The following is a 20,067-nucleotide window of genomic DNA, read 5'->3' on the forward strand; positions in this document are numbered from 1 at the left end:
CTCACTCGACACTCCTTAAAATTTAAAAATGCATCCCAAAATGTTGCAAAACAGCAGCCATAATAAAATAAATAAAATAATTTTCAAACTATTCTCGGAAGTTTTTTTATTTTTTAACTAATTGAATATTCAACAAAAGACCAACATGAAAACAACCAAAGCCAAGTGCTCATAAATCAACATTTTTATTTTTTATCCGCTTGCTATTTCCAATAATGCCATGTTACCTTGTACTTTTTTTGTGCGGGAAAAATTATGCAGCAAATAATAACAAAATTTGGCGGCACCAGTGTTTCTTCTCTGCAAACATGGCAGAACATCGCAAAAATTACCAGCCAGCATATTGCAAACGGATTGCAGCCTATTATCGTTTGTTCTGCGCTGACTCAAATTTCCAACAAGCTTGAAAAAGCCATAGACGCTGCATTATTAAATCAACACAACGAAATCCACCAGGATATTATCCAGAGCCATTTTAAACTGGCAGAAGAATTGGCAATCCCAGCCGAACTTATTAATAATGAACTGACCTTGCTTGATCAGATGTTAACCGGAATTGCCCTGCTTAAAGAGGCCTCCGCCAAAATCCGCGCTCATATTATGAGTCTGGGTGAAATAATGATGACCCGTTATGGTCATCATTATTTGCAACAACAGGGCATAAACTGCATGTGGTTTGATGCCAAACAGGCTTTAATTTCGAAGCCGGTTATCGGGGGCGACTCGGTCAATTACCTGGCTGCGCATTGTGAAAGCCGTCATAATCCGGAATTACGCGGGCAATTACTTGAATCCGGCGCACAGGCTATCATAACCCAGGGGTTTTTTGCCGCGAATCCCCAGGGCGAAACCGTGTTGCTCGGCCGTGGCGGTTCAGACACGACAGCCGGCCTGTTAGCGGCTATCCTGCAGGCGGAAGCATGTGAAATATGGACTGATGTTCCCGGGATTTACACAGCGAATCCTCATCAATTACCGCATGCGCGCCTGCTTAAGCAGCTGAATTATGATGAGGCGCAGGAAATTGCCTCCATGGGCGCCAAAGTACTGCATCCAAACTGTATTCCGCCGGTACGCAAAGCCGGCATTCCGATGATTGTAAAATTTACCCGTATGCCGGAACATTCGGGAACCCGGATTACCAAAGACAGTGATGATCTGGCGCCGCCAATCAAATCTATTCAGGTCAAGCATAGTATTATTCTGGTTTCTATTGATACGCTCAGCATGTGGCAACAGGTTGGCTTTCTGGCAGATATTTTTGCTGCGTTCAAACAACATGGCTTTTCAGTGGATTTGCTCTCGTCTTCCGAATTTAACGTGACTCTGTCCTTAGACAGCACGGCCAAATTACGTGATCGGGAAGCCCTTGAAGCCTTACTGACTGATTTAAATCAGTTTGGGCGGGCGAAATTAATTGAACCATGCAGCGCTGTCAGCCTGGTCGGCCACCATATCCGTACTGTTCTGCATCAACTAGGCCCAACACTGGAAGTATTTGAGGCAAAACAGGTTTATCTGATGTGTCTTGCTTCCAACGATTTGAACTTAACCTTTGTCGTTGATGAATCACATGCAGAAAAATTATGTCAGAAGCTGCATACGTTGCTGATTGAAAATAACCCGCAAAGTTTTTATTACTCCAAAAGCTGGCATGAAGAATTCGGCAACCCCGCCCAGCGTGCAACGCCATGGTGGGAAACCAGACAAAGTACACTGCTGGATTTAGCTGCCCTGCATTCACCCTGCTATGTCTACGATCGGGCAACGCTGCTTGAGAAAGCCAATACCTTACGCCAACTTAAAGCAATCGATCAGCTGTTTTATGCCATGAAAGCCAATCCGCATCCTGAAGTGCTGAAAACTTTTTATCAGCAAGGAATTGGATTTGAGTGCGTCTCTATTAATGAATTGCAATTGGTTCTATCCCTGTTTCCGGATATCGATCCCAAACGCATCTTTTTTACGCCGAATTTCGCTGCAAAACATGAATATGAATTTGGGCTGAAGCTGGGGTGCTATTTGACAATAGACAGCCTTTACCCACTTGAAACCTGGCCAGAGTTATTTAAAAACAGACAATTGTTCCTGCGTATCGATTCTGGCAGCGGTGCAGGCCATCATAAATTTGTATCAACAGCCGGGAATGAATCGAAATTCGGAATTCCCAGGCAGGATTTACAAACAGTTTGTGAATTGGTCAAGCAACATGAAATTGAGGTTATTGGCTTGCATGCCCATTCTGGCAGCGGCATTTTAACGCCGGAATTATGGCAGGATACCGCTCGAATGCTTGCTGAACTCACCTCCGTTTTTCCGAGCATCAAAATTATTAATCTCGGCGGCGGCCTTGGCATTGTCGATAAACCAGGCCAGCAACCTCTGGATCTGGCAGTTCTCGATTCCGCTTTACTCGCAATTAAAGCGAATTGCGAGCAGCTATCGTTCTGGCTTGAACCCGGACGCTATCTGGTTGCCGAAAGCAGCGTTATTCTTGCCAAGGTAACTCAATGCAAGGAAAAAGGCAAAGTCAGGTTCATCGGGATTGAAACCGGCATGAACTCATTGGTCAGACCGTCATTGTATGGCGCCTATCATGAGATAGTTAACCTGAGTAAATTACATGAGCCGACAAAGCATTTTGCCCATATCGTTGGACCCATCTGTGAATCAGGCGATACCTTGGGTTATGATCGGCCGATGCCAGCGACTGCCGAGAATGATGTCATTCTGATAGCGAATACCGGCGCTTACGGGCATTGCATGAGTTCATCTTATAATTTAAGGCCGCCGGCACAGGAAATCGTTCTGGACTAAATGATGCTTATTGACAGTCAACAGCGTATACAGGCAACCGATCCCTGCGGTTCCTATATTGTTCAGGCACCAGCTGGCTCGGGTAAAACCGAGCTGCTGACTCAGCGTTTTCTGCGTTTGCTGGCGAAAGTTAATTCGCCTGAACAGATAGTCGCATTAACGTTCACCCGCAAGGCTGCCAGTGAAATGCGAGAGCGTATTTTACATGCTTTGGCAAAAGCCGCTGCCGGCAAAACCCCGCAATCAGACCATCAGCGCCTGACTTACCAATATGCGACAGAAGCCCTGGCCCAATCCAGGCGATTAGGCTGGCAGTTATTGCAGCAACCTGGCCGTTTGAAAATTATAACCATCGATTCGCTGTGTAATTCACTGACCCAATCAATACCAATTTGTGAACGCCAGGTTCCTTATGCCGGACTTAGCGATCAACCACTGCCCCTTTATATGCAGGCTGCCCGCTCCTGCCTGGAGGATGCTCTGGAACAGGCTGTATTGCAGGAACCGTTAAGCCAGTTGCTCAATCACCTCGACAATGATCAGGAAAAATTGCTAACGTTATTTTGTGATTTGCTGGCGAAACGGGAACAATGGTTAACCGTTATTTATACTGCCCGCGCCCAGAGCCGTGAGTTGTATGAGTATGGACTGGAGCTAATTGAACAACATGAGCTTGAGCGCTTTATTCATTCGGTTCCGGATGATTTGCAAGATGAGTTATGCCGGCTTTGCAGGCAATTGGCGAGCATCGATGCAAACCCGGATTCACCGCGGAGAGCGCTTCGGGATTGGAATGATTTTACTGGCCTTGATCGCGATGTTGCATTTTGTCTGGGTCAATTGTTATTGACTAAAACCAATAGCTTAAGAAAGGAATTTGATCATCATATTGGTCTGAAAAAAGGCGTTTGCGATGACGCGTTATATCAAATGCTGAGAAAAAACAGCAAAGCTCTGTTTGAACAACTGAAAGACAACAGCGATTTTTGTGCAGCGTTGAATCGAATCAGCAAGCTGCCTTACCCGCAATACGAAAATGGGCAATGGCAGATTCTGCAAGCCTTGTTTACCTTACTGCCGCTGCTAGCCGCCCATTTGCACATTGTGTTTCGCGAAGCTAACCAGGTCGATTTCAGCGCCATTGCACAACAGGCATTATTATCGCTGGGTGATGATGACCAGCCAACCGATCTTGCCCTGTATCTTGATAATACGATTCATCATTTATTGGTTGATGAGTTCCAGGACACGTCAATCCAGCAATTTCAGCTCTTAACCAGACTGGTATCAGGCTGGCAATCCGAAGATGGCCGCACCCTGTTTATCGTTGGCGATCCGATGCAATCGATTTATCGCTTTCGCCAGGCCGAAGTCGGTCTGTTTCTGAAAGCATGGAAGTCCGGTATAGGCAATGTCAGTTTAACGCCATTAGAACTGCGCTGTAATTTCCGCTCTACTGCAACAATTATTGATTGGGTTAACCAGCAGTTTCAATTGATTTTTCCGGCACAGAATGACATTGAATCCGGCGCCATTTCTTTTTCGTCAGCAGTGAGTGTATTACCAGCAACCGAGGACAGTAATATTTTTGCTTACGCCTGTGCCTCCAGGCAGCAGGAAGCGGAAAAACTGGTTGCTATTGTCGAAAAGGAATTGACGATATCGACCGATAGCAGCATTGCCGTTTTAGTACGGTCGCGCAGTTTGCTTGCTGATATCATCCCCCTGTTACGAGCACGTCAGATCCCCTTTCAGGGGGTTGAAATTGAAAAGCTTTCAACGTTGCCGCATATCAAAGATGTCTGGTTTATTACCCGCTCGCTATTGCTTCCGGCTGACAGACTATCCTGGCTTTGCCTGTTACGCAGCCCCTGGTGCGGGTTATCTTTGGCTGATCTGCATTGCATTGCAAATTATAATCGCCATAAATCCATCTTATATGCCCTGGCAAATCTCACCGAGATAACCGGCCTAAGCAGCGATGGCCGCCTGCGGGCTGAATTTATTTACTCCGTGATGCAAAACGCGTTAGCAATCCGTCATCAGCAATGCCTTGCGGACTGGGTCAGGAATACTTTGAAACAACTTTATCTGGATCATATCCTGACTATAGAAGAGCAAAACGACCTTGAGCAATTCTGGACTCTGTTAACCCGGCACAACCAGGATGGGATTATCACTGATCTCAAACGCTTTGAAGCAGAACTTGATCAACTTTATTCCCAGCAGATCACGCCATCCCGCCTGCAGATTATGACTATACATAAATCCAAAGGCCTGGAATTTGATTGTGTAATTTTACCTGGACTTGGTAAAAAACCGAATAATAATGACAAACCGCTGTTAAAATGGCTTAAGCTCCCTCTTCAGGAGCAAGATGAACTGTTACTGATTTCGCCAGTCCGTGCAAGCTATAATGAGCAATGTCTCTTATATGATTACATTTCCGATCTGGACAAGAACAAGGAAAACTACGAATTACAACGTTTGTTGTATGTTGCTGCTACCCGCGCTAAAAAGCGTCTTTATTTGCTCGATAATCAACATAAAACCACCAGCAATACTTTTCGAGAACTGTTGCAACATCAGCCTTTTGAGCAGGAACAAGTCAACGAACAAGAAGAAAAAGCCTTGGCATTACCAGTGCTCAAGCGCCTGCCGGTTTCGTTTTATCATAATACAATAGCAACAACAGCCATTCCGTTTTCCAGGATGGAACCAGTCAATTTCACCAACAAACAACGCTTGACCGGGATCATTGCGCACGAACTTTTGCAGTGGATATGCAATAACCATCCAGACGATCTTTCAATGCTGCCATGGACTATGGTCAGCAACCGTTTCCGTCATGCCGGTTTTAGCGATGACGAAGTAAAACAGACAATAGCCCTGTTGCATGATCAGATTACCTTGTTATGCAACGATGCAACAGGCCAATGGATTTGCCGGCAACATGATCAGGAACGCAATGAATATGAGCTGTTAATCCGCAATGACGGCCATGCAACAGTCCGGATTATTGACCGGACTTTCATCGATCAGGGCAAACGCTGGATTATTGATTTTAAAACCGGCCGGGAAGATGACTCCGCAACACTTGCCCATCAACAACAAGTCAACGGCTACGCCCAACTTTTTGCGAATGGCGAACACCCCGTTCATTGCGGTGTTTATTATCTGTCTACCTGTTCCTGGGTAACTTGGGAATATGGCGCATAAAGTTTATCTCGCATTGACATAATTATTAACTAATGTGTAGACTAAATGACCTATTATCAACCAGAGAAGTTCATGCCTTTAGATTTTTTTGGAACCAAACTGCCTTTAGAACATAATCCCAATGCCGCATTACTTAAACAAGCTACCAACTTCAAATTGAAATCCGAGGCCCGGTCAAACGAAGATGTCTACCAGGCTTACCAAATATTACTTGGCGAACTGAAATTAAATGATGATGACTTTCAGTTTAAATGCGACCAGCATATTTTTGGTTATTTAGTAATTACTATGACAATAAAAGATTTTGAGGGAGAGGAAAGCAAAATCAGGTACCCAATGAATTTTATGCAGATAGCAAAACAATGTAACAGCTCGGCAAGCCCCTTGTCTACAAACCAGCATGCAATTTTACCCGCTCTGCTCCGCAACGCGGGCGGACTGATTTTAAATAAAAAATTGCCATTTGACCCGACATGGATTGATTCGCTTGCTTTATCTCAACAAAGCCGATTACTATTAAAATCGCGCTGGGAGAGATATCAGCAATTTGAAGTGGAATATGTACTGACAGCAGAACCCCAAGAAGACGCATTGTCGGTTAATGAGCGGGAATGCTGTCACTGTTTTATTATGTAAAATTATTAGGAATATTTTATGAATACATTAATTGTCTGTCTGTTTATTGCAACCATAATGCCTTATCTGGCCAGAATCCCGGTTGGTTATGCGATGGCAAAAGCAGGCGGCTATAATAATAATGAACCGCGCTCCCAACAGGCAGGCTTGACAGGGTTTGGCAGCCGTGCCGTTGCAGCTCACCAAAATGCGTTTGAGTCATTACTGATTTTCGCCGTAGCGGTCTTAACGGCATTGGCAACTGGCCATACTTCAGCTTTAATCCAGAACCTGGCTATTACTTATATAATTTCCCGAGTCGTTTACCATATCCTGTATCTTATTGACTTAGCCAGCCTGCGTTCACTGATTTGGTTTATTGGTTTTGCTTCCTCACTGGCAATACTCGTGATGTGTATTTCCTGATAACGATTTGATAGAGACAGGCAAGTCCATCATGCGCAAACAAATCGTCTATACTGTAGTATGTGTCTTTTTAGCGGCCACGAGTTTTGCCAGCGCTATGACAGAGCCGCGATCAACAAAACAGCACAGAGAGTTTCGCAATGATGTACTTGCCTATGTCAACAATTGTGCCGGAAATATATTGGACAACTTACCCCTGCCATCTGCAACCCGCTTTAATGAACACTGGGACAGGCAATATGCTCATGCCTATTGGTATATTACCATTACTTTGTTTGACCAGGGTCAACTGCTTGGTCAAGGAACCGCCACAACCGATAAAATTGCCCAGACTTTGTGCCAGGCAACCAGGCTTGCACTCACCAATGCTGGAATTACCGCCGCAACCAAAGTAAAATATAAAGCATTGCGCGTTATCATTACCTTCAGCTATCCGCCTGACAACTATTATTCATTCATCAGTTATCAAGGCAATGCCTATGAGTTAATGGGCGGCCGCATACCGCTCCGACTTTTTGAAACCAATCAGCTTAAACAGCAAATTGCAGCCAGCCAACGCTATTTAATGCATGTGATGAATCCGCAATTTTATGGGTTTTACAAGGTTTATCAGGCAAAATCCGATCAGGACAGCACCCTGCTGCGTACAATTTATAGCGCTTCCAGCCTGTACAGCTTTATAAAACTATACCGCTATAATCATGATCAGGCACTTGAAAAGAATTTCAGAAAAATCGCCGGATTTCTTTTATCCATGCAGGTTAAAAACGGCAAAAACGCCGGCGGATTCTATTATGCCTACAATATTAAAACCGATAAAAAAACCTGCAAGCTGGTTGCCGGCACTGCCTCAAAAACCATTTTTACCTTGCTTGAGCTTTATGAATTCTATCATGATGAAGTGTACCTTAACGCCGCCCAAAAAGCCGGCGATTGGCTGCTGACTATGGTACAGTCCGATGGCAGCGTATGGCCGGAAGCGATTTGTGTAGGCGATCAATGGCATTATGTCAAAAAACAATCTTTTTTGTATTCGGGCCAGGTTTTGTCTGCGCTCTCTCGCCTTGCTGCTGTTACCCATGCCAAACGTTACTACCAGGGAGCAAGCCTTATCGCAGGCCGCATCAATGAACAGGTCAGGCAACAAAATTACTTTGTCGGCGATGATTTCAGGGCTCCTAATACCGTCTCAACCAGTTGGGTAGCCATGTCATTGACAGATTATGCCAGAATAAATCACGCCCCTTGGGTACGTGATACTATAAAACAGGCGGTCGATCAGGTTTTGGCCAGACAAATTAATAATCCACACGATGTTTATAATTACGGCCGCTATCTTGATACCATGACCACCAGCGGTAACGGCTGGATTAATGAAGTATTTACCGAGTTATATCGCGTCTGTCTTAGAGATCCCATTGGAGATTGCAACAGATTACGTGAAGCGGTAATCAAAACCAGCCGCTGGCTGCTGCAGAATGCCTATACTGAGATCAACGCTTACGCCTTGAAGAATCCTGCCAACGCTATTGGCGGTTTTATTCGTAATTACGTCAACCCCACGGTACGCACTGACGCTGTGTGCCATGGAGTGAACAGTCTGGTAAATCTGGCCGAGATTACTGGCAGTAATAATGAAACCATCATACTGCCAGAGCAGCGGTTTGAAGAAACGATTGGATTACTCAGGATTGGCAAGGGGCTTTAAAGATAGCGTCAGCCATGCCGCCTGCCACTCTACCCTTCACCATCTAACTACGCTATCATTGCTATTATTTCGATTTTGTGTGCAATATTATGTCAGAGCAAGTAGCTATTGTTGAAAAACTTACCCAATTACGCGATCCGTTTTTAAATCTCACCGCCGAACAAATGAATTTGAAAGCAGGACTTGAAGCCACTGGCAATGGCTATCATTTACAACTGCAAGCCGGTTTTCCAATAGAAACATTAGACGCAACCTATCTGCCGCTGTTAAAAGAAGCGCTTGGTTCCAAAGTTCAGGTTACGCTGGAATCGCGTATAAGACCGCGCAAAACCCAGCTTGCAGGCCATGGTTTAAGAGGAGTCAAAAATACCATTGCTATTGCTTCCGGTAAGGGCGGAGTCGGTAAATCAACGGTTACCGTCAATCTTGCCGTCGCATTAGCTAAAGCAGGAGCGCGGGTCGGTATTCTTGATGCAGATATCTATGGTCCAAGTATCCCCTTGATGTTAGGTAAACATGAACCGGTTCAATTGCAGGATGATAATTATCTGCCGGTAAAAGTACATGGCCTTGAAGCGATGTCGATAGGCTATCTGACCGACAGCGAGCAAGCTCTGATCTGGCGCGGCCCCATGCTTGCCAAATCGCTGCTGCAAATGCTGGATATTACGTTATGGAATGATCTCGATTATCTGTTTATTGATTTACCGCCAGGCACTGGCGATATTCAGCTAAGCCTGGTACAGAAAATTCCTTTAACTGCCGCAGTGATAGTCACTACCCCGCAAAACGTTGCTACGCTTGACGCTCAGAAAGCAATTAAAATGTTTGAAAAAACCAATATTGATGTCGCAGGTGTGGTAGAAAACATGTCTACCCATATCTGCAGCCATTGCGGGCATCAGGAACCAATATTCGGTGAAGGCGGCGGAGTCCAATTAAGCGCCAATTTTAATGTGCCGCTTCTTGGCCAGTTACCGCTTGACAGTATAATCCGCCATCAGGCAGATCTGGGAACACCATCTGCTTCAGGGAATGATCCTCGGGCGCAGCAATTCAGCAAAATTGCCCTGCGGCTTGCCGCGGCTATCGCCGCAAAGCCTTTGAACTATGCAGAAAAATTCCCTCCAATCAAAGTTGAATAACAGGTTTTACTTTGCCATTTCTCGGGTTTTATGGTATTTCATGTTAAACTACAAACTTTTACCTTAAAGTGAACAGCAATGTCTGCCAATTATACAGCTGAAGCGATTGAGGTGCTGAGCGGTCTTGAGCCCGTTCAGCGCCGTCCCGGAATGTATACAGATACGACGCGCCCTAACCATCTGGCGCAGGAAGTGATTGATAACAGCGTGGACGAGGTTATTGCCGGCTTCGCCAGTAAAATTACCGTCACGCTGCATGAAGACGGCTCCATAGAGGTAGAAGATAACGGCCGCGGGATGCCGGTTGACCTGCATCCGCAACTTGGATTGAGCGGCGTGGAAGTCATTATGACCCGCCTGCATGCCGGCGGCAAATTCTCCGATAAAAACTACAGCTTTTCAGGCGGTTTGCACGGTGTAGGGGTTTCGGTAGTTAACGCCCTCTCTGAGCGGGTTGATGTAACTATCAAGCGTAATGGCATCACCTATCAAATGGCTTTTGCAAACGGCGATAAAATCCAGGAATTGAATGAAACCGGCATCTGCAAAAAACGCGAAACCGGAACCCTGATCCGCTTTTGGCCGAATCCCAAATATTTTGACTCGCCCCGGATTTCGGTAAAACAGTTGACTCATACCCTGCGCGCCAAAGCAGTCCTTTGCCCCGGGCTGGCAATGACTTTTATCAATAAAATTACCCAGGAACAAATCGACTGGTGTTTTGAAAAAGGATTAGCTGACTACCTGCAACAATCATTGCCTGAAAATTATTTTCCCGAGGAACCGTTCACCGGCGAATTCAGCAGTGACGAGGGTACAGTAGACTGGGCGGTAGCATGGTCTGAAACGACAGCGGCCAGCCTTAATGAAAGCTATGTCAATCTGATTCCTACTGCCCAGGGCGGTACACATGTTAATGGACTCAGAAGCGGATTATTTGACGCCCTTGCCGCATTTTGCGAATTAAGAAACCTGCTGCCTCGCGGTGTAAAGCTCGCAGCTGATGATTTATGGGAGCCATGCCGTTATGTGCTTTCAGTAAAAATGAAAGAACCGCAATTTGCCGGCCAGACTAAAGAGCGTTTAAGCTCAAGACAAACAGCCGGCTTTGTCAGTAATGTGGTGAAAGATGCGTTTGCCCTTTGGCTGAATCACCATCGCAGCCAAGGCGAAGCAATTGCCGGTTTTGCCATTGAACGGGCACAAAAACGACTTAAACAAGCCAAACAGGTTGCTCGCAAGCGTGTGAGCCAGGGTCCTGCCCTGCCCGGTAAACTGGCTGACTGTTTACAACAGGATTTAAACCAGGCTGAATTATTTCTGGTTGAAGGGGATTCTGCAGGGGGGTCTGCCAAACAGGCGCGTAATAAAGATTTTCAGGCCATTCTGCCATTACGCGGCAAGATCCTGAACTCCTGGGAAGTCGATTCATCCCAGGTTCTTGCCTCTCAGGAAATCCATGATATTTCGGTTGCAATCGGCGTTGATCCTGGTTCTGATGATTTGTCCGGTTTGCGTTATGGCAAATTATGTATCCTGGCAGACGCCGATTCAGACGGCGCTCATATTGCAACTCTGATTTGTGCGTTATTTTTACGCCATTTCAAACCCTTGATCGCCGCAGGTCATGTCTATGTCGCTATGCCCCCGCTTTATCGAATCGACGCCGGAAAAATCGTTCATTACGCCCTTGATGATGAAGAAAAAGAACGCATCATTCTGGAGTTAAACGAGAAATACCGCGGCAGAATCAATGTCCAGCGCTTTAAAGGTCTTGGTGAAATGAATCCCATGCAATTACGGGAAACCACAATGGATCCAAATACCCGGCGTTTAATTCAGTTAACCCTGGACGATGAGCAGACAACCATGTCTTTAATGGATATGATGTTAGCTAAAAAACGCGCTGCTGATAGAAAAGTCTGGCTGGAGACTAAAGGCAATCTGGCTGAAATTGAGTAATAGAGGAAAACCTTGATTACGCTGCGCTGCATCAAGGCTACATTTATTTAAAAGCGTAGGTTGGGCTGTAAAGCCCAACACACAGCTCATTGCATTATTTTTACGCATTAAATTTACAATAAAGTAAAGAAATATTACTTTACTGTAAAAGAATTTATATTATACAATTTGCATCACATTGTTGCCATAAAACCAGGAAGTGAAAAATGTTAATGAATGCTGTTACTACCAATTTACGCAAACTGCGTGTTTATCAAAGCCGTAATTTGAAATTCGATTTCATTTCTGCGATAGTTGTTTTTCTAGTCGCCGTTCCTCTTTGCCTTGGCATTGCATTAGCCTCTGGCGCTCCGTTGTTTTCAGGTATTTTAAGCGGGATAATTGGAGGGATTGTTGTTGGCTCACTCAGCGGTTCACAAGTCAGCGTAAGTGGACCGGCAGCCGGTATGGCAGCTGTTGTGTTAACGGCGATCACGCAATTGGGGGATTTTAATACTTTCCTTCTGGCACTGGTACTCGCTGGCGTGTTCCAGATTATTGTCGGCAGCCTGCGGGCCGGATTTATTGCCGAATATGTTCCGTCCAACGTCGTGCAGGGACTTTTATGCGCAATTGGCATTCTGTTGATTGTCAAACAGATTCCACTGGCATTCACCCTTTCCTCTGATCTTAAACAGCTTCAGGGTCATCTGCTTGAAACAACTGAAGGCTTTACTATACAACCGCTTTACGAATTGTCCCATCATCTCAATACAGGCGCTATTATCATCTCCTTCGTATCATTCGCCCTGTTAATTTATTTTGATAAAACAAAATTAAAATTTTTACAGGGAATTCCAGCGCCAATTATTGTTGTCATTGCCGGGATAGTCATTAATGAGTTGTTTATTGCAAGTGGTTCAACATTTGAACAAAACAGCCCCCATTTGGTTAATATTCCAGAGCATGATGGTTTTACTGATTTACTTAATCAACTGCAATATCCATCCTGGTCAGCATGGAGCAATCCCAAAGTTTATTTATACGGTATCATTATTGCCATCGTTGCTTCGCTTGAAAGTCTGCTTAACGTTAAAGCCGGGGAAAAACTGGACTATAAGCACCGTTACTGCTCAAAAGATCAGGAATTAATTGCTCAGGGTTGCGGTAATCTGGTTGCTGGTCTGGTCGGTGGTATACCGGTTACATCTGTTATTGTCAGAACCTCGGTTAACGTTCAATCGGGCGCGAAAACCAAAGCCTCTGCAATACTTCATGGGCTTTTTCTGTTTTTAGCTGTTCTGCTTATTCCGGGCTGGTTAAACAAGATCCCGCTATCCTCTTTGGCCGCTATTCTTATTTATACTGGATACAAACTGACCAAACCTGCTATTTACAAAAATATTTACCGCCAGGGGCTTGATCGTTTTATTCCGTTTATTGCAACAGTCATCAGCATTGTTCTGTTTAATCTCTTACTCGGAATTGTGATCGGTCTGACAATCAGCCTCTTTTATATTTTGAAAACCAACAGTCAGGCAAGACTCGATATTATTAAAGAAAACTATCCCAACGGTGTGACCAGCCGTCTGGTGCTGCCGCAACAAATCACTTTTCTGAATAAAGCGTCTCTGGTTGCTGAACTCGATTCCATACCGCGTAACTCGCAACTGATTATTGATGCCCGTTATGCCAATTATATTGATAAGGAAATTATTGAGTTAATCAAGGAATTCCAGGAAGAGAAAGCCCAAAACCGACAAATTTCCCTGAACCTGATTGGCTTCAAAGATCATTATGATATTCACGATTATATTGATTTTATTAATGTCACAACTTATAACGTTCAATCAACCTTAACGCCAACCGAAGTGTTAACGGTATTACGCGAGGGCAACCAGCGTTTTCTCAACGATACCCGTATCCACCGCAGTTCTAAAATCGACATTAGACATACGGCAATGACGCAACATCCTATTGCAGTCGTGCTCGCCTGTATTGACTCACGCGTTCCGGTTGAAACCATTTTTGATATGAGTTTCGGCGATCTGTTCTGTATCCGTGTTGCTGGTAATGTGGTGAATGAAGATGTATTGGCCAGTATGGAATACGCCTGCCATGTTGTTGGCGCAAAGCTTATCGTAGTTTTGGGGCATACTCGTTGTGGAGCAATCCAGGCGGCTTGCGATGGCGTAGAAAAAGGCCATATCACGCAACTGCTGGCAAAAATCAAACCCGCGGTTAATGCCGAAACCGAAACACAGGCAAACCGTACCGGCCAAAACCAGGAGTTTACCGCCAATGTCACCTCACTGAATATTGCCAATACGCTGCAGCAGATTTATCAAAATAGCGAAATTTTGCGAATTATGGTTGATCAGGACGAAATTGGCATGGTTGGCGCGATTTATGATGTAGGAACCGGGGTAGTTGATTTTGATGATTATAGCGACGACTTGAACCGCCTTAGCCATGATCATAATAATATCGCTGAAAAAACCCGCTTGTTGCTGCAACAGGCAAATGAGGAGCAATAAATAATTACACAGCATGCCAAAATAACTGTCCTGTGCAAAGAAATTCTCCCTTTGTACCAAACAATTTTTTTGTATTACGTGTAGGTTGGGTCGTTTTGACCCAACATTACCAATCTTCAATCACTTTTCAGATCTGAGTGCTTGATAAAAAAAGCTTGTTGGGTCAAAACGACCCAACCTACAAAAATTGTCCAGCAAAAGAAAATTGTCCTGTGTCATCCATTAAATTAATAATCTCTTAAGTTTTTTTATGTATATTATATATACTAATAATCAGGAGTACATGCCCATGGTAAGAAATTCCAGCCAGTTAACCTCTCAGAATACTAATTCCCCAAGGCAAGAGCAGGCAAACACGGATCCGAATCAATTTGAAACCATTCACGAGTTTAATACGCGTATACTGGCTGCTATAGAGCAAATTAAAAATATTGATGTGCGTCGAAACAAATACGCGGAAATGATAAGCCAAGCCCTACTAGCTAAATCACGTAGCTTCAAAAGGGATTTTATGACTGATCTCTATGAGAAGGCTAAGAGTTCGGTATGTTTGCTAGACTTTGATCAGGTAAAAACTCTTGATACGTTTATTATAATGGGCGAAGTGTGCAAAGCTGTAACAGTCCCTGGCGGGCAAAGCCAGCCGCACAGAGTACATGTTTCTGCGAATACTGAAAATAATGCGCAACATAATGAAACAGTGAATGAGTTTGACAGTCGCATAAGCTCAACTTTACCACAACTGATAAAGGGAAAAGAGAAAACTTATAAGGAAAATTATTTGCAAGCAGTAGCTCGTGAAATAGTGGGTAAGTCCCCTGAATTTAAAAAAGCATTCGCGCTATTTATTTTAAACTCACCCAGTCACATACTGAAGCAGGAAAGGCATTTTTTCCGCAGCCAAAAATATTCTAACGAAACTTTGTCAGTGCATAAACTGGTTGCCAGTTTATTAAAAAATCAGGTGCAAATAGTGAATAACAAGGTAGTGATTGATGATAATCACACGTTGTCACGACATGCAGACGAGTGTTTTAAAAAATCTTGATACATAAACAATTGTCATTTCATCCGGCTCAAACCCGTTCGGCCTGAGGAAAATCCGTAGCATTTGTCTCGTAGGCTTACCATACCAGAGCTTCGAGACAGCGCTAAAGCGCTTCCTCAACCCGAACGTTTTTGTGAAGTGTAGAAATTTACTTCCTTAGTTTGACGGATACGCGCTTAACCGGCAACCTACCCTGTTTCCATCCACAGAACCTAGCATTTTCGCGTTTATTGGGTATAATTTTTCTATTTTACTTACAGGAATGAATATGCGCACATCGCAATGGTTTCTATCAACCCTCCGTGAGACTCCCAATGACGCCGAAATCGTTTCGCATCAGTTAATGTTACGAGCTGGTATGATCCGTAAATTGGGTTCAGGACTTTACACCTGGCTGCCGTTAGGATTGAAAGTACTGCGTAAAATAGAACAAATTACCCGCGAAGAAATGAATCGGGCTGGAGCGATGGAAGTATTAATGCCAGCTGTCCAGCCAGCAGAGCTCTGGCAGGAAACCGGACGCTGGGACACTTTTGGCGGTCTGTTGCTGACTATGGCTGACAGCAATGGCCGTGATTATTGTTATGGCCCGACTCATGAAGAAGTCATTACTGATGTCATGCGCAACGAACTGCGTTCCTACAAGCAATTACCAGTAAATTTTTATCAAATCCAGACTAAATTCCGTGATGAAATTCGCCCTCGTTTCGGGGTGATGCGCGCCCGTGAATTTATTATGAAAGATTCCTATTCATTTCATCTGAGTCAGGAATCATTACAGCAAACATACGATGCGATGTATGCTGCTTATTGCCGAATCCTGAATCGTCTGGGTTTGAAATTCAGAGCAGTGGAAGCAGATACCGGTGCAATTGGCGGTTCTGCCTCGCATGAGTTTCAGGTTATGGCTGATGCTGGTGAAGATTTGATTTTTTACAGTGATAGCAGTGATTATGCCGCTAATATCGAGCAGGCAACCTGCGCGATTCCAGCTAAAGCGCAAGCGTCTGATGCCGCAATTGAACTGGTTGATACCATTGGTCACAAAACAATTGCGGAGGTTTCGCAAGCCTTATCCATTCAGCCAGCAGCAATGATTAAAACGTTGATTGTGGAAGGCGCTGAACACCCCTTGGTTGCCTTGGTTTTACGTGGCGACGATGAACTAAACGAAATCAAAGCCGCTAAACATCCATTAGTCAAATCACCATTAAGCCTTGCTGATGATAAAACCATACAAACAGCATTAGGTTGCCCGGTAGGTTATCTCGGGCCAGTGGGTTTATCTATTCCGGTAATCGCCGATCATCAAGCCCTGGCTTTATCTGCATTTGTCTGCGGCGCCAACCAGGCTGACAAACACTATATCAATGCAGCCTGGGATCGTGATGCCAAATATCATGACGCTTATGATTTACGTAATGTAAAGGAAGGCGATATCAGTCCGGATGGTAAAGGTACGCTGAAATCATGCCGTGGTATTGAAGTCGGCCATGTTTTCCAGCTTGGCGACAAATATGCCCGCGCCATGAATGCGTCTGTGCTTAATGAAGAAGGAAAACTGCAAACCATGCTGATGGGTTGTTACGGTATGGGTATTAGCCGAATGGTCGCAGCAGCTATTGAACAGCATCATGATGAGAAAGGTATTTTATGGCCAGCAGCGCTTGCGCCATTCCAGCTCGTCATCATTCCGATTAACGGTCACCGCTGCCCTGAGGTCAAACAGGCCGCAGAAGAGTTATATCAACAGTTGATTGCTCAAGGGATTGAAGTATTGCTTGATGATCGTAATGAGCGTCCTGGAGTCCTGTTTGCTGATAGCGATCTGATTGGCATACCACACAGACTGGTTATCAGTGAGCGTCATTTGCAGCAGCAATCTGTTGAATATAAGGCACGGAATAAAGATGAAGCTGAAATGATTCTGCTGTCAGAATTACCTGCGTTTTTGCAGACATTATTGTAATAAAAATGAGTGTTGGGCTTTACAGCCCAACCTACATTTTACTAATAAAAAACATCAAAAATATTCATTAAAAAATCAAATATATTTACATCAAAAAGCATTGTGGTATACTGAAATTCCTATAGGCGATTAAATAAAATATTAGATAGCTTATAGATGATTTTTTATATAGAAAAACCATCATTTAATTGTAATTAAAGCTTCGTTTTATTCGTCGCTTATAGGCACATAAAGTGTTAACTCAATATTTAGAGGAGAACTATTATGGCTGGCACACATGAAGGTGGTATCAAAGCGGTTAAAACCCGTGAAAAAAATGACCCAGGTGCAATGAGTAAAATGGGCGCCAAAGGTGGTCATGAATCAAGCGGCAGAAAAGCTATGGAAACTCGGGCTGAAAAATCCGGGAAAAGCGTAAGTGAAATTGCTGCTGATATGGGCCGAAAAGGAGGCCAAAGTTCCCATGGCGGACATTCTTCAAAAAAAGAAGAAGACAACGAATAATCCTCCTTTCTTCCAAAAACGGCTTTATCAAGCCGTTTTTTGTTATCAAAATGCCGCCATAACTAGTGAAAATTGAGTGTTGGACTTCATTAAACCAGTGCAGATTGGGCTGTAAAGCCCAACACTCCTTTAATTTATCAATTAACGGTTAATACGCTGGCCAATAATCGCTTCGTATAGGCATGCTCAGGGGTTGTTAATATCTGCCTGCAAGAGCCGCTTTCAACTGCCTTGCCATGACGCATGACCAGAACATCATCGGCCAGATAAGATACCACGGCCATATTATGAGTAATAAATAGATATGAAATGGCTGTCTCGTATTGCAATTCCTTAAGCAGATTAAGAATCTGGGCTTGCACTGAAACATCCAGAGCGCTTGTTGGTTCATCACAGATTAACACTTCCGGCTCAGTTGCCAGTGCGCGCGCAATACTGATCCGCTGGCGCTGCCCGCCGGAAAACTGATGCGGGTAACGGCTAAGGCAGTTTTTAGGTAAGTTAACCTGATCAAGCAAAAGAGCCTGCCTGCGCTGAATCTGGCTTGACGACACACCTTGCGCAATCATGCCTTCGGCAATAATTTCACCAATACTCATGCGCGGGTTCAGAGATGAGTATGGATCCTGAAAAATAATCTGTACTTTTTTTCGATATTCTTTCAACGAACGCCCCGACAGCTGCAAAACATTTTCGCCTCGATAATGAATCTGTCCTGAAGTGGCAGTGATTAGCCTTAATAATGCTCTGCTAGCAGTTGTTTTTCCGCAACCTGATTCACCAACCAATGCCAGTGTACGTCCTTTGGCAAGTTCAAAGGACAAACCATCAACGGCTTTAATAGTCTGCCCCTTTCGCAATAGCCGCTTTCCAATCTCGAAATACACCGACAGATTATCTACCGTAAACAAAATTTCACTATTCTCAGGCCGCTCCGGCCACTGTTTTGAAATTTCATCAATTGCAGGAAGTTTATGATGTTCCGGATATAAATGACAACGTACAGACCGGCCGTCAATAGTTTGCATAACCGGCATAATATCGGTACATAATTCAAAACGATGCGCACAACGCGGATGAAACCGGCATCCTGAAGGCAGTGCCGACAATACAGGTACGGAACCGGTTATTGTCTGCAGATAGTTTGACCGTTTAGCTATATCTGGAATGGAAGCCAGCAACCGCTGAGAATAAGGATGTTTTACCTCATTGAAAAAGACCTTTGCCTCCGCTACTTCAACCAGTTGCCCCGCATACATAACACAAACCCTGTCAGCCGCTGTCTTAACTACACCAAGATCATGCGTTATCAGTAACATACTCATCCGGTATTGTGCCTGTAATTTTTTAAGCAATGCCAGAATTTGCGCCTGAATAGTCACATCAAGTGCGGTTGTTGGTTCGTCTGCAATTAAAATATCAGGGTTGTTGGCTAAAGCCATTGCAATCACGATACGCTGTTTCTGGCCGCCAGATAATTGATGCGGGTACTGATTAAGCCTGAGTTCAGGTTCTGAGATTTCGACTTCCTGCAGTAATCGGACAAGCTTTTCATGCAAGGTTTTTCCGGTAAGTTGCCGATTCTGATTAACCGCCTCAGCTAACTGGTCTCCGATTTTTTTAACGGGATTTAATGCCGTCATTGGCTCTTGAAAAATTATCGCCAGTTTTTTACCGCGCAGCTGACGCATGACTTTTTCCGGCAATTCAAGTATGTCCTGATTATCAATATTAATCTGACTTTTTTGACCATATACCGCATAGTGTGGAAGCAGCCGCATTAAAGCTAATGCTGTTAATGATTTTCCACAACCCGACTCCCCCAAAAGCGCAACCGTTTCTCCGGGAACAAGAGTAAAACTTATCTTGTCAACTGCCGTTAAATGGCTTCGCGCACTTTGAAAACATACGCTTAACTGCTTGATTTCATTGCTATTGGTCATCAGAAACTGGCGAAAAGAAATATCACCACACTCTAGCAAGAGAACAGTAGGCAGGCAAGGAGTTTGTAGGTTGGGTCATTTGACCCAACAAAGGATGGTTAGCTCAACCTGCTCCATTTGTGTGGGTTGGGCTGTAAAGCCCAATGGCGCTGCCTTAAGCTGTACAAAAATTGCGATATAGAAAAAAAGAGCTAA

General features: G+C 44.3%; 12 protein-coding genes. 11 read left to right on the top strand and 1 reads right to left on the bottom strand.

The window, feature by feature from the left end; genetic code table 11:
- Nucleotides 1–255 precede the first annotated feature (255 nt).
- The 11 genes from ACFORL_RS12695 (at nt 256) to ACFORL_RS12745 (ending at nt 17,929) form a co-directional block, all read left to right on the top strand.
- Nucleotides 256–2,817: a bifunctional aspartate kinase/diaminopimelate decarboxylase gene (locus ACFORL_RS12695; protein ID WP_382344595.1), complete on the top strand. Its 2,562-nt coding sequence runs from the start codon at nt 256–258 to the stop codon at nt 2,815–2,817.
- A complete protein-coding gene (locus ACFORL_RS12700; RefSeq protein WP_382344596.1) occupies nt 2,818–6,036 on the top strand; it encodes a UvrD-helicase domain-containing protein in 3,219 nt (1,072 codons plus the stop codon). It begins immediately after the preceding gene.
- A gap of 72 nt (nt 6,037–6,108) precedes the next feature.
- Nucleotides 6,109–6,672 carry a hypothetical protein gene (locus tag ACFORL_RS12705; protein WP_382344597.1) on the top strand — a complete coding sequence of 188 codons (564 nt, stop codon included), beginning with the start codon at nt 6,109–6,111 and terminating at the stop codon, nt 6,670–6,672.
- A gap of 18 nt (nt 6,673–6,690) precedes the next feature.
- Complete coding sequence (locus ACFORL_RS12710; protein WP_382344598.1) at nt 6,691–7,077, top strand: MAPEG family protein; 387 nt, start codon at nt 6,691–6,693, stop codon at nt 7,075–7,077.
- Nucleotides 7,078–7,108: 31 nt separating this feature from the next.
- Nucleotides 7,109–8,785 (top strand): hypothetical protein, encoded by a 1,677-nt coding sequence (locus tag ACFORL_RS12715; protein WP_382344599.1) that lies wholly within the window; start codon nt 7,109–7,111, stop codon nt 8,783–8,785.
- An 89-nt stretch (nt 8,786–8,874) separates the two neighbouring features.
- Nucleotides 8,875–9,930, top strand: coding sequence for an iron-sulfur cluster carrier protein ApbC (apbC, locus tag ACFORL_RS12720; protein WP_382344600.1), 1,056 nt, complete (start codon nt 8,875–8,877; stop codon nt 9,928–9,930).
- A 78-nt stretch (nt 9,931–10,008) separates the two neighbouring features.
- The gene (gene parE, locus ACFORL_RS12725) at nt 10,009–11,892 is read left to right on the top strand and encodes a DNA topoisomerase IV subunit B (protein WP_382344601.1); all 1,884 of its coding nucleotides are present in this window, start codon (nt 10,009–10,011) and stop codon (nt 11,890–11,892) included.
- A gap of 206 nt (nt 11,893–12,098) precedes the next feature.
- Complete coding sequence (locus ACFORL_RS12730) at nt 12,099–14,408, top strand: bifunctional SulP family inorganic anion transporter/carbonic anhydrase (RefSeq protein ID WP_382344602.1); 2,310 nt, start codon at nt 12,099–12,101, stop codon at nt 14,406–14,408.
- A 289-nt stretch (nt 14,409–14,697) separates the two neighbouring features.
- The gene (locus ACFORL_RS12735) at nt 14,698–15,456 is read left to right on the top strand and encodes a hypothetical protein (RefSeq protein WP_382344604.1); all 759 of its coding nucleotides are present in this window, start codon (nt 14,698–14,700) and stop codon (nt 15,454–15,456) included.
- Between the two features lie 268 nt (nt 15,457–15,724).
- Nucleotides 15,725–17,425 carry a proline--tRNA ligase gene (locus ACFORL_RS12740; RefSeq protein WP_382344605.1) on the top strand — a complete coding sequence of 567 codons (1,701 nt, stop codon included), beginning with the start codon at nt 15,725–15,727 and terminating at the stop codon, nt 17,423–17,425.
- A 264-nt stretch (nt 17,426–17,689) separates the two neighbouring features.
- Complete coding sequence (locus tag ACFORL_RS12745; RefSeq protein ID WP_382344606.1) at nt 17,690–17,929, top strand: hypothetical protein; 240 nt, start codon at nt 17,690–17,692, stop codon at nt 17,927–17,929.
- A 137-nt stretch (nt 17,930–18,066) separates the two neighbouring features.
- Here ACFORL_RS12745 and ACFORL_RS12750 read toward each other — a convergent pair whose 3' ends face one another.
- On the bottom strand, nt 18,067–19,872 hold the full coding sequence (locus ACFORL_RS12750) for a dipeptide ABC transporter ATP-binding protein (RefSeq protein ID WP_382344607.1): 1,806 nt from the start codon (nt 19,870–19,872) through the stop codon (nt 18,067–18,069).
- Between the last annotated feature and the right edge of the window lie 195 nt (nt 19,873–20,067).

The organism is Legionella dresdenensis (genome assembly GCF_042649825.1).
Lineage (GTDB): Bacteria > Pseudomonadota > Gammaproteobacteria > Legionellales > Legionellaceae > Legionella_C > Legionella_C dresdenensis.